This is a genomic window from Vibrio sp. 1078-1 (assembly GCF_033340475.1).
The window spans coordinates 145,463-160,763 of the sequence record NZ_JAWOWM010000007.1 but is presented as its reverse complement, the minus strand read 5'-3'; the positions used below and the strand labels follow the sequence as shown (position 1 = coordinate 160,763).

Annotated in this window: 14 protein-coding genes; 2 read left to right on the top strand and 12 right to left on the bottom strand. The window is 44.8% G+C overall.

Translation table 11 applies throughout. The features are described 5' to 3' along the window. Positions 1-15: 15 nt before the first annotated feature. From R7190_RS15210 to nrfB, 9 genes are all read right to left on the bottom strand, one after another. Positions 16-1,278, bottom strand: a complete 1,263-nt coding sequence (locus R7190_RS15210; RefSeq protein WP_186584863.1) for an imelysin family protein — start codon at positions 1,276-1,278, stop codon at positions 16-18. Between the two features lie 174 nt (positions 1,279-1,452). Then, positions 1,453-2,049 carry a GTP cyclohydrolase II gene (locus tag R7190_RS15205; protein WP_025767283.1) on the bottom strand — a complete coding sequence of 199 codons (597 nt, stop codon included), beginning with the start codon at positions 2,047-2,049 and terminating at the stop codon, positions 1,453-1,455. 271 nt (positions 2,050-2,320) lie between these two features. Continuing rightward, positions 2,321-2,497, bottom strand: coding sequence for a hypothetical protein (locus tag R7190_RS15200; RefSeq protein WP_020480909.1), 177 nt, complete (start codon positions 2,495-2,497; stop codon positions 2,321-2,323). A gap of 146 nt (positions 2,498-2,643) precedes the next feature. Continuing rightward, the gene (gene nrfF, locus R7190_RS15195) at positions 2,644-3,054 is read right to left on the bottom strand and encodes a heme lyase NrfEFG subunit NrfF (RefSeq protein ID WP_025767282.1); all 411 of its coding nucleotides are present in this window, start codon (positions 3,052-3,054) and stop codon (positions 2,644-2,646) included. Next, a complete protein-coding gene (locus R7190_RS15190; protein ID WP_025767281.1) occupies positions 3,041-3,574 on the bottom strand; it encodes a DsbE family thiol:disulfide interchange protein in 534 nt (177 codons plus the stop codon). The genes nrfF and R7190_RS15190 overlap by 14 nt, the downstream gene beginning before the upstream one ends. After that, entirely contained in the window at positions 3,552-5,459 is a 1,908-nt protein-coding gene (locus R7190_RS15185) for a heme lyase CcmF/NrfE family subunit (RefSeq protein WP_151514965.1), read from the bottom strand. Before R7190_RS15185 ends, R7190_RS15190 begins: the two co-directional genes overlap by 23 nt. Before the next feature lie 9 nt (positions 5,460-5,468). Continuing rightward, positions 5,469-6,440, bottom strand: a complete 972-nt coding sequence (nrfD, locus tag R7190_RS15180) for a cytochrome c nitrite reductase subunit NrfD (RefSeq protein ID WP_213961911.1) — start codon at positions 6,438-6,440, stop codon at positions 5,469-5,471. Then, positions 6,437-7,123: a cytochrome c nitrite reductase Fe-S protein gene (gene nrfC, locus R7190_RS15175; RefSeq protein WP_017636123.1), complete on the bottom strand. Its 687-nt coding sequence runs from the start codon at positions 7,121-7,123 to the stop codon at positions 6,437-6,439. The genes nrfD and nrfC overlap by 4 nt, the downstream gene beginning before the upstream one ends. A 1-nt stretch (position 7,124) precedes the next feature. Next, a complete protein-coding gene (nrfB, locus tag R7190_RS15170; protein WP_054866141.1) occupies positions 7,125-7,727 on the bottom strand; it encodes a cytochrome c nitrite reductase pentaheme subunit in 603 nt (200 codons plus the stop codon). Positions 7,728-8,177: 450 nt separating this feature from the next. Here nrfB and nrfA point away from each other — a divergent pair, with 450 nt between their 5' ends. Further along, on the top strand, positions 8,178-9,605 hold the full coding sequence (gene nrfA, locus R7190_RS15165; RefSeq protein ID WP_262602554.1) for an ammonia-forming nitrite reductase cytochrome c552 subunit: 1,428 nt from the start codon (positions 8,178-8,180) through the stop codon (positions 9,603-9,605). Between the two features lie 121 nt (positions 9,606-9,726). Here nrfA and R7190_RS15160 read toward each other — a convergent pair whose 3' ends face one another. The 3 genes from R7190_RS15160 to gyrA all read right to left on the bottom strand — a co-directional run bounded on the left by R7190_RS15160 (position 9,727) and on the right by gyrA (position 13,791). Then, positions 9,727-10,281 carry a hypothetical protein gene (locus R7190_RS15160; RefSeq protein ID WP_262602555.1) on the bottom strand — a complete coding sequence of 185 codons (555 nt, stop codon included), beginning with the start codon at positions 10,279-10,281 and terminating at the stop codon, positions 9,727-9,729. A gap of 42 nt (positions 10,282-10,323) precedes the next feature. Next, positions 10,324-10,947 carry a tetratricopeptide repeat protein gene (locus R7190_RS15155; protein ID WP_054701274.1) on the bottom strand — a complete coding sequence of 208 codons (624 nt, stop codon included), beginning with the start codon at positions 10,945-10,947 and terminating at the stop codon, positions 10,324-10,326. Positions 10,948-11,070: 123 nt separating this feature from the next. Then, a complete protein-coding gene (gene gyrA / locus R7190_RS15150; protein WP_262602557.1) occupies positions 11,071-13,791 on the bottom strand; it encodes a DNA topoisomerase (ATP-hydrolyzing) subunit A in 2,721 nt (906 codons plus the stop codon). A gap of 475 nt (positions 13,792-14,266) precedes the next feature. Here gyrA and ubiG point away from each other — a divergent pair, with 475 nt between their 5' ends. Continuing rightward, the gene (gene ubiG / locus R7190_RS15145) at positions 14,267-14,974 is read left to right on the top strand and encodes a bifunctional 2-polyprenyl-6-hydroxyphenol methylase/3-demethylubiquinol 3-O-methyltransferase UbiG (protein WP_005376820.1); all 708 of its coding nucleotides are present in this window, start codon (positions 14,267-14,269) and stop codon (positions 14,972-14,974) included. Positions 14,975-15,301 lie beyond the last annotated feature (327 nt).

Genomic DNA, 15,301 nt, shown 5'->3' with positions numbered 1-15,301 from the left:
ATTATGGTTTTCTTATTAAAACTCGTGGTCAGCAGTATCAGGGCTTAGGCTGTCGATGCCGACAATGCTTGCCGCACGCTCAATCGCACCGGTTTGTGCTACCAACGACATGATGGTGTCGTTTACTAGCGCGTTGCCTTGTGCGTTACCCGCTGCAATAAGTTGGTCAAAGTGCTGGTTGTTCTTCTCTGCAGAAGTCACTAGCTCACCAACTTGGCTACGTGTTGTATCAAACTGCTTTTGAATGTCGGTCGCGGCTCTCTTATCTTTTTGAGCAACAAGATCAGCAATACTTGGACCAGATAGCGCTTTGCCGTTTACACCTTTGTATGTACCTGTGTAAACGTTGTAGATGCCTTGCTCGTTGTAGTAGTGAGAATTATGCGTGTTGTCTGAGAAACAATCGTGCTCGTCTTCAGTTGAGTTCGCTTCTAGTGCCACTTTCATGCGCTCACCCGCTAGCTCACCTAGAGAAAGAGAACCCATGCCGAATAGCATCTTACGTAGACCATTGTCCGCTGAGTCGTTCAGTAGCTCTTCACGGTAGTTACCTTTTACTTCAGCAGACCACTGCTTTTCCATCCACTCAAGGTCTTGAACCAGTAGATCAGCGGCTGCTTTTAGGTACTCTCCACGACGCTCACAATGGCCATTCGTACACTCAGAACCCACAACGAAATCAGTGTAAGCGCGTTGACCTGCGCCTGCGTTAGTGCCGTTTAGGTCTTGGCCCCAAAGCAAGAATTCAATCGCGTGGTAACCTGATGCAACGTTTGCCTCAGAACCACCTACTTCGTTTAAATCTGCTAGTAATTCTGGCGTAATTTTTGAAACGTCCAGTTTAGAAGCGCCAATCTGCAGACTTGTGTTTGCGATGATGTTTGCAGCCGCACCTTCGTTACCCAATTCGTATTGGTAGTCCGCTGCTACGTAGTCGATCAGACCTTCATCAAGTGGCCACGCGTTTAACTGACCTTCCCAATCGTCAACAATCGCGTTACCAAAACGGAAAACTTCAGACTGTTGGTAAGGCACGCGAGAATCTAGCCAAGCTTGTTTTACTTCTTCAAGCTTTTTCGCTGATGGTGATTTTAGAAATTCGTCGATTTTTACGTCAAGCGCCTTCGCTGTTGTTACTGAATCAGCAAACACAGCATGGGCAACGTCCGCGTAATGTTCGACTACTTGTTGTTTAGTTACTGTGGCAGCAACGGTAGAACCACTGGCAATGAGGAGTGATGCAGCAATAGATTGGACTAAAACTTTTTTTGCATTCATCTGAAGCATCCTTGTTGAGCTTTTCAATTATCGTATTAGTAGTGCTAATTATTCTTATTTGCACTTTAGTCTCGAGATAATACAAATTTACAATTTATTTGCAACTCCAGATACAAAAAAACCTCATAAAAATGAGGTTTTTCACAGGCTTTATTGTCAGTTTTATCTTTAGGATTAAACCTTTAGGTCATGTTTTCCGTGAGAGACTTTTGCCTTCAGATAATTTTCGTTGCCATCTTTGATATGTGCAGAGGTATTGACAACCTCGCCAATTTCAATTCCGTACTCAGATAACTCACGGATTTTCTTAGGGTTGTTCGTCACGAGGCGGATCTTATTCACGCCTAAAGCTTCTAGCATTTGTGCTGCTTCTGTGAAATCACGCAGGTCATCATCAAAGCCCAAATGGTTGTTAGCTTCGTACGTGTTCATGCCCTGGCTTTGTAAGCGGTATGCATCGATCTTATTGTACAAGCCAATACCACGACCTTCCTGACGGAGATACAAGATGATACCACCGGACTCGCCCATGCGATTGATCGTCTCTTCTAGTTGCTCACCACAGTCACAGCGTGAAGAGTGGAACACATCGCCTGTCAAACACTCAGAGTGCATACGAACTAAAGGCATGTCCTGAGTTTGGTCCGCTTGTTTAAAGATAATAGCAACATGCTCTTTGTCTGTCTTCAGACCATGGAAAGACAGAATTTCGGCATCAATGTTACTTTTTGCCCCGACTTTAAAATCTACTCTGGCACGTACTTCCGCCATATCTATACTCACTCGATTTATTGCTTGATGCGCTTGATGCGTTTTCGTTATTGCATTCATGGGATTTACTCGTTGCTCTTCAACTATGGGGACTGATACCGCATTTTGCAATATAGAGATCACAATTGAGGGCAGTTATCCACTCAAGACAGCAAAAGAGAAACACTCTCCAACTGAACAATTGTTATATTATAACAATTTAAAAAAACTACAATAAAAAACCCCAGACAAATTTTGTCTGGGGTTTCAAGAAGGTCGTTTGGTCTATCTTTTAATGGGTCTGACTGCGCTTCCAAACGGCGAGTTCAATCCAAACTGCTTCGAGTTCTTGGATTTCCTCGTCGGTCAACACGGCGAGCGTTGAAGTAACTTGAGGCAGGTTCGGTGATTGCAATGCACGAATCTGCGAATAGAAGTCTTTTTTAAGTTGTAATATAACTGAATCCACTGCGTGCACCTATTTCGTTCTTTTATTACTTATCCAGCTCAAAATTTTTATTTTCTTTATACTGGAAACTTCATAAATTCGGAAAAATGATAACATTCTGCTTGTTAAGTGCACAATTTATTTTTAATAGTGGAATAACGGTCACATTAATTACGCTTCACCATTCGGATCGAATATAAGACAAAAAAGATCAAAAATAGCACAGGAAAGATCCACAACAGCGCCGTGGAATAATTTAATGGTGGTTGATACAGAACAATATTCCCATAACGAGCAACTAGATAGTCCTTTATTTCTTGATCTGAGCTTCCTTCATTGGCCATCGTATACACTTTCAACCTCAGGTCTTTAGCCGCTTGTGCATTAGACTCGACAAGGTTTTGGTTTTGACACTGCGGGCAGCGTAATGTCTTGGCTAACGAGGTTGCACGCTGTTGCACTTCAACAGAATGAAATTCAAACAGATCAACATTCTGTTCTATATCCGCACTTCTCGTGAAAGGAGAAAATAGTATAAATAGGATTAAAGTGAGGAGAAGATTATTAAATCGAAACATTCAAGTATCCTGAAAATATATCGTTCCATTTATCTGCCGTTAGCTCTCCACGATATTTGATCAATATACGACCATTTGGATCAATCAAGTAAGTTTCCGGCGTTCCGATAACACCTAGCTCCACAGCGAGCTTTCCATTAGGGTCACTAATTACTTCAATATATGGATTTCGTTTAGAGCTCAAATATTCACGAGCGGCTTGTTTTTGATCTCTATAATTCAGCCCAATAATAGGCACACCGAGTTCTGCTAACTGCAATAATTCTTCATGCTCTCGTTTGCATACTCCGCACCAAGATGCCCAAACATTCAATAATTTATATCCGTCGCTTTTGAACAACTGCTCAGAAACCATGTCATCAGAGATCAGAGAAGTAGAGCGAAAATTAGGTGTCTCTAAATTTCGTTGTGGGGACAATTCAACATGTGGTCGCTCAGACAAAGCCACCGCAGTTACTACAGCAAACACGGCAACAGCCACAAACAGACCTGCGAGTTTAAGCGTATTTCTCGATCGCATTGATAGCCTCTCTCCTTTTCTTTAGGCCGGTTAATAGCGCACCAAACACAGCTAGTAGCCCGCCAGACCATATCCACCAAATACCTGCGCGGTACTGAACTTTAATCGCATAAGCATGAGTATCGACTTTGTCACCCAATGTCACGTAATAATCGCCATGCCATAGTGAACGAATCGCAGGCTCGGTCATATTCATCACTCGCACAGGGTAATGACGCTTTTGCGGGTTGAAATTGAGCATGCGGCCATCTTCCAAGTGCAAGGTGATCTGTCCTTGTTCCGCGGTGTAGTTTGGCCCCACTAGCCATTCGATACCATGATAATCGATAGTGATCCCCGCCCTTTGTTGAGAACTGCCGGGTTCGACACGTAAATTGTGTTCATATGAGTAGTGACTGTTGAATACAGCTCCATTCACCGCCAGCGCAAAACCGATATGTGCCATCACGATTGGCATGAGTTTGCGCTTATTGGAACAACGAAACAGCATAACGAGATGCGCCACAATCACCCAAGTAGCCAACGTTATGGTTAGCAATACTTCGAAATGCAGTGCGTGCACTAAGAAGATAAACCCGCTCCCAGAGACAAGAGATAACGCAATACTGATCGCAATATCAGCGCTTACACTCGGCACTGTGCCTTTTGTCCATTTCAGCAGCGGCATGAAAGCTAGGGCAATCAGAGCCAGTATGCTTAATGGGAAGATCAGACTATTAAAATAAGGTGCGCCAACTGAAATGTTTCCTAAACCGAGCAGTTGATAAACCATCGGATAAAAAGTGCCAAGAAAAACGATAGCAGTCGCAATAACCAGCAGCCCTTTGGCGATGTAAGCAGTGTAAGCTCGGCTCGCTAGAGATTGAAGTTTGAAGCGAGGGAGTTGTTCTCCTCGCAAAATCAATACGCCAAAAGTGATGATGACAAGCAAGCTCAATACACCAATCAGCACCAAACCTTTAGTTGGGTCCACCGCAAAAGCGTGCACTGAAGTCAGCACGCCAGAGCGCACCACGAATGTCCCTAAAATGCTTAGGCTGAACGTAGCAAACGCCAGTGCATAGGTGCTCCAAATTGCGCCTCTGTTACGTGTTGCGACAACACCGCTGTGCAACAAAGCAGTACCAGTAAGCCAAGGCAGTAGAGAAGCGTTCTCCACAGGGTCCCAAAACCACCAGCCGCCCCACCCTAGCTCATTGTACGCCCACCATGATCCCACCAAGACACCCAACGTGAGCGTTCCCCAAGCAAAAAACGCTGCGCTTCGAGCAACCACATACCAATCGCTCATCGGTTGTTTACCCAATAGCGCAGCTAATGCAAAAGCTAATATTGCTGCGTAACCGACATAACCGAGATAAAGCAATGGTGGATGAATGATAAGCCCAACATCTTGCAACATTGGGTTTAGATCTCGTCCTTCCGACGCCAATACTTGGGCATACTCGAACGGGTTAGAGGTCATTAACGTGAACCAAGCAAATGTCGCAATAAGAACGTTCATGATTCCTAAACAGTCACAAGTATATTGGGCGTTGAGCGGTGACTTAAATGCAATAAACGACGCCCATAAACTCAAGGTGACGACCCAAAACAACATAGAGCCTTGGTGCCCGCCCCAAGCGGCAGCAATCTTGAATGCTACGGGAAGTTGACTGTTGGAATGCGTAACAACATATTCCAACGCGAAGTTGTCTTGCACGAAGCAGACGATCAGAAGTGCTAAACAAATGATGGAAGCTAAGCTAATGATGTGGGACATCGCGACTTGATGCGGCAATGTCGCCTTCTTACCCATAGCACGACGTAGCCAATGCAGCAACGATGCACAAGTCGATGTTACAGCCACCAATATCAGTAAGAAGAACCCTAGCTCAGCTTCCATTTATCCCCCTTACACTACGGTCATTTGACCGGCATAGAGAATGAAAGTACGCAGCATAAGTACGCCAACCAAGCTCAACGTCGTGACCACAAAAACGTAACTGCCTTTGTGGCGCACTTCTGAAGGCGTTAACCAATTGAGAGTCAAAGGCGTTATCATGCCGATGAACACTACGCCAACCCAGAACCATTGAGCCCAGAATCCACTCGAAATAGCATTCCAAGCCGCGACTTCGTTCTGACCACCGCTGAAGATCAGTCCAGTAAAGAATGTCACTAAGACAAACAACTCAAACAACACTACTGGGCGTTCAAATCCGTGCACCCAAGACACACTTGGGCTGCAGGTCGACTCTTTAAACACCAAGATGCCGAACATCAAGCATGCTGCTGCGCCCGAGGACAAACTAGAGAACAGGAACAAGATTGGCAGTACTGGATTGTTTAGCATTGGGTAAGTCTTCAACGCAGACAATAGAAAGCCAGTGTACGCTGCAAGCACGATGGCTAAGAAGCCCAAGAACAGTTCAATGGCGTTGTTGGCTTTCCCCGCCTTAATCAAAATGCCATCGGCAAAATCCAGCAGTTTGCTTGGTAACTTCCCTTCACAGAAGCTGATGATTTGATGGCGGAAGATAACGCCAATCCAAACAAACAGCACCAGCATGTACACTTGGAACAAGATCACGCCCATCGACATCACAGACGTTGGGTTGTAGTAGATCATGATCTTCCAAAACTCTAAAGGCTTGGTTAAATGGAAAATCAAAATTACCAACCCAGCAATGATGCCAAATGGCGCAAGCCAAGCCATCGCTTTCATGATGCCGTTGTTTGCGGGATCACCTTCAATCACTTTGCGTTTTAAATAGATTGAAATCATCACCGCACCCGCTGACATCCCAGCAAGGAATAAGTAAATCGCGATGATCCAATCCCAGACTAACGAGTCAAAGTGGAATGCACTTTCGAAGCCGTTCATGATGACACCTCCCCTTTGCTATGCGGAATTTTGTACAGTTTAGGTTGCGTACCTAAATGCGATTTATCGCGATAGACAACATGGCTTTCGATAGCTTTGCTCACCTCGCTAGTTGGGTCATTCAAATCACCAAAGATGAGTGCTTTTGTTGGGCAAGATTCCACGCAAGCTGGCTGCTTACCTTGCGCTAGGTTGGTATCACGGCAGAAGTTACATTTATCCGCAGAGTGATCGACTGGATTAAAGAAGCGCACTTGGTAAGGGCAAGCGGCAAGGCAATAACCACATCCGACACATTTCTCTTTGTGCACATCCACGATGCCGGTCGCTTCATCTTTGTATGCAGCGCCTGTTGGACAAACGTACACACATGGTGGGTTATCACAGTGCTGACAGGATTCGCGAGTAAACTGGTATTCCACATCTGGAAATTCGCCAATCGGTTCACTGCGATGAATTTTAAGTCGCGTTACGCCTTCAGGGACTTTATTTACTTCGCGACAAGCATCGGTACAAGCGGTACAGCCAATACAGGCATTTTCATCATGAACCATACCCATGCGTTTCGCTTGTTCACTGTTGCTGGCATAGAGAGAGGAGCTAACAACGGAAGTGCCTGCAACGCCTGTAGTTAAAATCAACGCGCCGCTGCCGGCTAAAAAGTTTCTTCTCGAACATTTCATGCTATCTCTCCTCTTCTTTGGCAAGTTCAGGTTCGACGGCAAATTCAGAGTGACAATCCACACACTGCTTGATCAGTTGTTTTCTGTCGTACGACAACGCTTTGGTTTTCGCTGCGTGTACATCGTGGCAATTTGAACAAGTGAGGTTTTTGGCGTGCACATCGTGCGTCCAGTGGCTTTCTCTCAGCTGTGTCGGTGCGTGGCAATCCACACATTGGCTGTTCGCTTTGAGGATCAAGCTTGGGTCTAAGAACACTTTGTCGTGCACCGCTTTCGATTGAGCCGCTGAAAACTTGATTACATCAGGCGCGCCTTCTCGATGGTCAGGACCGATATTACTATGGCAGTTGGTGCAATTAAGCTGTTTACCCTGACTGAGTAACGCTTGAGGATCATGCGAAAGGTTCAGAGTCTCTTTGGCATCCTTGTGACATTGCAGACATTTATAGTCTCTGTCACGGATTAACTCGACTTGATGACGCTCAGATTGAGCTCCATCAATTGGCTCTGAAGAAGTCGCATGGGCGGCGATGGAGAAACCATAGATGGCAAAGACGAAGAGAAGTTTCAGCATTGTCTCTATGGTCAATTTTATATTGCCCATATTGTTCTTTCCTTAGCTCGATAATAATTGATAACTATTCTCAATTATTTATTTGAGCAACAATTAATTTCCTCTGAAGATATTTTTTAGATCTTCAAATGACATCAATTCTTATTTCGGAAAGCCACAACGCTAAACCTATATTTATAATACCTCTATTATTCATAAGGGGTAGAAACGCCTGCTCAAAAAGCGAACTAAATCACCCTATTTTTAAAAAGGTTAAAAACTCAAAGCATTGCAGAACAATGACTTAACAACTACCACTTTGGAGGTATATAAATTCAAACATGACTGAGATCACTGGTGTAAATTGATCTAAAACAAGACAAGATTCACTCACTATTTCATCTATCCAATTAAGCAATATTATTAATCGTAGATCTCCAGTTCTTATTTGGAATAGCTCCTCACAACGCTGCTAATAAAAACGAATATGGAGATAACACTGTGAGCATAAAACACTGGATGAGCGCACCTATTGCGGTTGCGACCTTATTCGCCAGCCAATTATTTTTGGTTGACGCTCCGTTAGCGGCAGAAGAGAAGGATTTTATCGATCCTCGTAACGATGTCTTTGAACAGAACCACCCTGATCAATACCATTCTTGGAAAGCAACATCCGAAAGTGAGCACATTGAAGATGCTCTAAGTGAAGACCCAAACATGGTTATCCTGTGGGCTGGTTATGGCTTCGCGAAAGACTACAACAAAGCGCGCGGTCACTTTTACGCACTTGATGATGTTCGCCAAACCTTACGTACTGGCGCACCAACCGACGAGAAGTCCGGGCCTATGCCGATGGCGTGCTGGAGCTGTAAAAGCCCAGACGTTGCTCGCGTGATTGGTGAACGTGGTGAAGACGGTTATTTCGAAGGTAAATGGGCACGCTTAGGCTCAGAAATCGTCAACCCTATCGGTTGTTCCGATTGCCACAACACGGGCTCTGAAGCCTTCAAGAAAGGCGAACCCGCGCTGGCACTGACTCGCCCATACGTCGAGCGTGCTTTTGATACTATTGGTAAAAACTTTGATGAACAGTCTCGCCTAGATAAGCAAGCATCGGTCTGCGCTCAATGTCACGTTGAATACTACTTCACCGGCCCAACTAAAGCGGTTAAATTCCCATGGGATATGGGCACCACCGTTAATGACATGGAGAAATACTACGACGCGTTGAATTTCAAAGATTGGACGCATGCCGTATCTAAAGCGCCGATGCTAAAAGCACAACACCCAGGTTTCGAAACTTGGAGAGCGGGTATTCATGGTAAAAACAAAGTGGTGTGTGTGGACTGCCACATGCCTAAAGTGACCAAAGAAGACGGTACGGTGTACACAGACCACAAAGTGGGTAACCCATTTGATCGTTTTGAAGACACCTGTGCGCAATGCCATACCCAAACTAAAGAGCAGCTACAAGGCATCGTCTCGACTCGCAAAGCGCAAGTACTGAACATGAAGCTAACCGCCGAGAAGCAAATCGTAGCGGCACACTTTGAAGCAGGCGCAGCGTGGAAAGCAGGTGCAACAGAAGCAGAAATGGAGCCTATCCTACAAGATATTCGCCATGCACAATGGCGTTGGGACTACGCGATTGCTTCTCACGGTGTTCACATGCATGCTCCTGAGGTAGCGCTTGAAGTACTAGGTACTGCAGTTGATCGCGCCGCTGACGCTCGTACCAAGTTGGTTCGTTTACTAGCAACCAAAGGCATCACTGACCCTGTTCAAATTCCAGATATCTCTACCAAAGCGAAAGCACAACAAGCACTGGGCATGGATATGGATAAGATGAACGCAGACAAGAAACACTTCCTAGAAACAGTAGCGCCAGAGTGGGATAAAGCAGCCGCTGAACGCGAAGCCACGTATTAATCTAACAAGCAGAGATTAATCTATAGATACAACAAGGGGCGTACTGAACGCCCCTTTTTTTGTTTCTTTGTTATCTTTATTTCTTCATCCCCGATTCTATCGAGAGTGAAAATCGAATGTACTAGCGACGAGGAAGCCTAGGTCTCGGTTGAATATTTGGACGTGCTTTAGGCATCTGCACATTTGGACGAGCAACTGGGCGTTGGATCTTCGTTTCCGGTAATGCTTTTCTTTGTTGAACCTTTTCTTTTACCGCTTTGTCTTGTAAAGCCGCTGGCTCAATACGCTCCGGACGATTCTCCCATTTGGTTTGAATCTCTTGCTTTTGCTCGTCAGGCAATGATTGCCAATGATCGTCGAGTTGGCGTTTCATGTTATCGATATTGGCGGACATATCATCGTCCTTCCAATCCTCGACTTTGTCTTTGATGGATTGCTGTTGGTCTTCATCTAAACCATTCCACCACTCTTCCAGTTTCTCTTTGTATTCGTCGTCGTTGTCGCAACAACCCGGATAGTAATAAATCCAGTAGTCGTCATTATCGTACCACCACGGATCGTAATAACCTGAAGAATAATAAACCGAAGAGGAAGAACCAGAATGATCGGAAGAGCTACAACCCGCTAATACAGAGCCGCACAGCAAAACCAATATGCTTAGTGCCTTATTTTTCATTCGTTGCCCACCTTTCCCTCTACTGCTTATTAAATTGTACGCTTACAACAGCTCTTTTGCTTTGTTAATAGAGTTAATGATTTGCACCCTATCTAAATTTGGATCATTAGAATCTAATAATAGTACCCAGGCATCAATCGCTTCCTGAAATCGGAATGACAGAAAATGATCATTTGCGATCAAAGACAAAGCGGCTTCATTGTGCGGTTCTATCTGCAAAGCTTGCTCCAAAAGCAAGCTAACTTCTTGCGTCATTGATTGCTGGTGAATGTAGTACAAGGTCGTCGCTTTTGCGGCAAGTTGCGTGGCACTGACTGGCTCAGTCAGCTGGATCGCGTAATCAAAACAAATCAGCGCGCCATCAAATTCCCCCTCTAGCAGGTAGCCCTGCCCGAGTTGGAACCACAATTCAGCGTTGTTCGGATCTTCACGCAACTGGTCTTGAATCTCTTTCATGATGTCACGAGCAGTCATCATTCGTGACATTTCCGCTTGTATTGGTTTAGGCGGAGTTTGATGCAGCAATAAGAAACTGGCACTCGTCACGACAAGTACTAACAGGCAAAAGCCAAACCATTGAGCAGGTTTAACTTTTGATGCACTCAGTGATAAGAGTACGATAAACAGCCCCATCAGAGTGATGGCAGCGAAAAACCAAACAGACATAACACGTCCTGTAAACAAAGATAACGTCAGTGTACGCATTTCTTACTTTAAATGCGTTGATACAGATACAAAAAAGCCGAGCAACTAAGGCTCGGCTTTTCATATCAGGATAACGATGTAAGATTACTCTTCGTTACCTTCCTCTGCATCATCAGCAGCTGGAGCTTCTGAAGCGTCTTGCTGCGTATTTTCGTCTGTTGACTCTAACGCTTCTGCATCTTCATCAGCAGGCAGCTCTTCATCATCAACTTCTTCAATACGTTGCAAACCAACAACTGATTCATCTTCCGCAGTACGGATAAGCGTTACACCTTGTGTGTTACGACCAACCTGGCTAACTTCACCCACACGAGTACGTACTAACGTGCCAGCGTCGGTGATCATCATCATTTCATCACCTTCAACAACCTGGATAGCACCAACTACCGGGCCATTTCGCTCAGAAACTTTGATAGAAACTACACCTTGAGTGCCACGACCTTTTGTCGGGTACTCGCTAAGTGCTGTGCGTTTACCATAACCGTTTTCTGTAACCGTTAGGATGTCGCCTTCGTGCGAAGGAACAATAAGTGATACAACTTGGTCATTTTCAGCCAGTTTCATACCACGAACACCAGAGGCGGTACGACCCATAGGACGAACACCTTTAAACTTGATCTCTGGCTGACCATTCTCATCAAGAACTGATTTACCATTTTCATCAAGTACTGGAATCTCTTCTGCTTCTTTAAAGCGAACCACTTTACCCGCTTTAGAGAACAGCATGATTTCGTTTTCGCCGTTAGTGATATCCACACCGATTAACGAATCGTCTTCACGTAGGTTCACAGCGATTAGGCCGTTTGAACGTACGTTTGCAAACTGGTTCAACGGCGTTTTCTTAACCGTACCGTCACCTGTTGCCATGAAGATGAATTTGTCTTCAGAGAATTCATCAACACGCAGAATCGCGGTAATGCGCTCACCTTCTTCGAGCGGAAGGATGTTCACAATTGGCTTACCACGCGCAGTACGGCTCGCTAGAGGCAATTGGTAAACTTTCAGGCGGTATGTCTTACCACGAGTAGAGAAACACAAGATGTTATCGTGGGTATTCGCCACTAGAAGACGCTCGATATGGTCTTCATCTTTCATCTTAGTCGCACTCTTACCTTTACCACCACGGCGCTGTGACTCGTAGTCGCTCAGTACTTGGTACTTAACGTAACCACCGTGAGATAGAGTAACCACAACGTCTTCACGTGCGATCAGCTCTTCCATGTCAATATCATGGCTCGCAGCTGTGATTTCTGTACGACGAGCGTCACCAAAGCCGTCACGAACCGCTTCAAGTTCTTCACGGATCACTTCCATCAAACGCTCAGTGCTCGCAAGGATATGCATGAGTTCAGCGATTTCTTCTAGAAGTGTTTTGTATTCGCCAAGAATCTTCTCGTGTTCTAGACCTGTTAGTTTATGTAAACGTAGATCTAGGATAGCTTGTGCTTGTTGCTCAGTCAGGAAGTACTGACCATCACGAATACCATATTCAGGCTCTAGCCATTCAGGGCGCGCAGCATCTGTACCAGCACGCTCTAGCATTGCTGAAACGTTGCCTAAATCCCAACCACGAGCGATAAGACCCGCTTTTGCTTCAGCCGGTGTAGGTGCCTTACGGATAAGCTCAATGATTTCATCAATGTTAGCAAGCGCTAGAGCTAAACCTTCAAGGATATGAGCACGTTCACGCGCTTTACGCAGTTCGAAGATAGTACGACGTGTCACAACTTCACGACGGTGATCAACAAAGCACTTCAACATATCTTTTAGGTTGAATAGCTGTGGCTGGCCATTGTTTAGGGCCACCATGTTGATACCGAAAGTGGTTTGCAGCTGAGTCTGAGCGTAAAGGTTGTTTAGAACTACTTCGCCCACAGCATCGCGCTTACACTCAATAACAATGCGCATACCGTCTTTATCTGACTCGTCGCGCAGTGCACTGATGCCTTCTACTTTCTTATCTTTAACTAGCTCAGCGATCTTTTCGATCAAGCGAGCTTTGTTCACCTGGTAAGGAATTTCAGTGACGATAATGGTCTCTTTACCATTCTTCTCCACTTCGATGTCCGCTTTCGAACGCATGTAGATTTTGCCACGACCTGTTTTGTACGCGTCTACAATGCCTTTACGACCGCTGATAAGCGCCGCCGTTGGGAAATCAGGACCAGGAATGTAATCCATTAGTTCATCAATAGTGATTTCTTCATTATTGATGTATGCAAGACAGCCATCAATCACTTCGCCAAGGTTATGAGGCGGGATGTTGGTTGCCATACCTACTGCGATACCAGAAGCACCGTTAACCAATAGGTTTGGAATTTTAGTTGGAAGAACCGCTGGGATCTGCTCAGTACCGTCGTAGTTTGGTACGTAGTCTACGGTTTCTTTGTCTAGGTCAGCCAATAGTTCATGGGCAATTTTTGCCATTCGAACTTCGGTGTAACGCATTGCCGCAGCAGAGTCGCCATCGATCGAGCCAAAGTTACCTTGACCATCGACCAGCATGTAACGAAGCGAGAACGGCTGAGCCATACGTACGATTGTGTCGTACACAGCACTATCACCGTGTGGGTGATATTTACCGATTACGTCGCCGACAACACGGGCTGATTTTTTATATGGTTTGTTCCAATCGTTGCCTAGTACGTTCATCGCGAATAAAACGCGGCGGTGTACTGGTTTTAGGCCATCACGCACATCTGGAAGAGCACGACCCACGATGACTGACATCGCATAGTCTAGGTATGAACCTCTAAGCTCATCTTCAATGTTTACGGGCGTGATCTCTTTAGCTAAATCGCTCATAGAGCCATTATCCCTCTATTATCTGATCGTAATTACGATACGTGTAAGGTGCAAAAATATAACACACAATTCATCACTTCGGCATCACTTTCCCTCTCCTTTTATCAGGTTGTGAGCTTGGTTATGAATCAAATGTCGAGAATTTGCACACTCATCCCATATCTTTCTGATTAGTGGTTATATTTCGGTCAATATTGAGCAAAATCGGACCCTTTACGCGGAAAAGCGAGGTAAATTCCTTTAACCACACAACGCGAAAATGCAGGTTTTAGAGTTATTGTCACTGGCACCAGTTCAAGGATGAAGCAAAAACAATAGTTAGCGCTTTACAAATTACAGGCACCTTTCTCGATTGCCGCGCCAGTGAACTCTGTCATTGTCCCTTAACTAAGCACATCGAGGTTGTTTGGGTGTAAAACGTTGGAGTATACTGGCGCCCTCTAAAGGACTCAGATTGAATGCAATAAAACCAATTATGACTAAAGCACAAAACGTCGACCCAAGTGAAATTAAGAAATTCGAGGACATGGCTTCTCGATGGTGGGATTTAGAAGGCGAGTTTAAGCCGCTTCATCAAATTAACCCACTTCGTTTGAACTATGTACTTGAAAAAGCAAATGGCTTGTTTGGCAAGCGCGCACTTGATGTCGGCTGTGGTGGTGGCATTCTTGCTGAAAGCATGGCAAAAGAAGGCGCTATTGTGACGGGGCTTGATATGGGTAAAGAACCATTAGAAGTCGCGCGACTACATGCATTAGAAACAGGCACTCAACTGACCTACATTCAGAGCACAATAGAAGACCACGCTATAGAAAACGCAGGAACTTACGATGTCGTGACTTGTATGGAGATGCTTGAACACGTTCCAGATCCTCTCTCCGTTATCCGCTCTTGTGCTGCGCTAGTCAAACCCGGTGGTCACGTGTTTTTCTCAACTTTGAACCGAAACATTAAGTCGTACTTATTTGCTATTGTCGGTGCTGAGAAGCTTCTTAAGATTGTTCCTGAAGGCACTCATGAGCACGATAAGTTTATCAAGCCAGCCGAAATGATGAAGATGATAGACCAAACTGACCTGACGGAAATGGGCATTACTGGGCTTCATTACAACCCTCTAAATGACAGCTACAAACTCGGTCGTAATGTAGATGTAAACTACATCGTTCATACTAAAAAATACTGAACGCTGTTGCGTTAAAAAATGTGTTTTGTGATTGACATTTTTTAAAGAAAATGAATCGGAAGCGGTAGCACAAAGTTGCCGCTTTTTTTGTCTTTTTATGGCTAAAATTCGTGCTCTAGATTCCATTTTGACCAAGCCATTTTTCGTAGATAAAAACGGCCAAAGATCAAGGAAAATATTTTTGCATGCGGTTATTTCTAAACCGATCTCGAAACCGTACTTTTAACCATTCAAGTCTGCCCTTTTCTCATCGGTTAGTGTTCACTTACTGATTTTTTTCATTTTGTCAGTTATCCACAAGTCATCCCCGAACTGTACCTTGATAAA

Bases quoted from the DNA above. Each gene is read 5' to 3' on its own strand.
- ubiG (WP_005376820.1), top strand. From the start codon at position 14,267: ATGACTAAAGCACAAAACGTCGACCCAAGTGAAATTAAGAAATTCGAG.
- R7190_RS15205 (WP_025767283.1), bottom strand. From the start codon at position 2,049: ATGGCGGAAGTACGTGCCAGAGTAGATTTTAAAGTCGGGGCAAAAAGT.
- R7190_RS15155 (WP_054701274.1), bottom strand. From the start codon at position 10,947: ATGTCTGTTTGGTTTTTCGCTGCCATCACTCTGATGGGGCTGTTTATC.
- R7190_RS15210 (WP_186584863.1), bottom strand. From the start codon at position 1,278: ATGAATGCAAAAAAAGTTTTAGTCCAATCTATTGCTGCATCACTCCTC.
- R7190_RS15160 (WP_262602555.1), bottom strand. From the start codon at position 10,281: ATGAAAAATAAGGCACTAAGCATATTGGTTTTGCTGTGCGGCTCTGTA.
- nrfB (WP_054866141.1), bottom strand. From the start codon at position 7,727: ATGGGCAATATAAAATTGACCATAGAGACAATGCTGAAACTTCTCTTC.
- R7190_RS15190 (WP_025767281.1), bottom strand. From the start codon at position 3,574: ATGCGATCGAGAAATACGCTTAAACTCGCAGGTCTGTTTGTGGCTGTT.
- gyrA (WP_262602557.1), bottom strand. From the start codon at position 13,791: ATGAGCGATTTAGCTAAAGAGATCACGCCCGTAAACATTGAAGATGAG.
- nrfF (WP_025767282.1), bottom strand. From the start codon at position 3,054: ATGTTTCGATTTAATAATCTTCTCCTCACTTTAATCCTATTTATACTA.
- R7190_RS15185 (WP_151514965.1), bottom strand. From the start codon at position 5,459: ATGGAAGCTGAGCTAGGGTTCTTCTTACTGATATTGGTGGCTGTAACA.
- nrfD (WP_213961911.1), bottom strand. From the start codon at position 6,440: ATGAACGGCTTCGAAAGTGCATTCCACTTTGACTCGTTAGTCTGGGAT.
- nrfC (WP_017636123.1), bottom strand. From the start codon at position 7,123: ATGAAATGTTCGAGAAGAAACTTTTTAGCCGGCAGCGGCGCGTTGATT.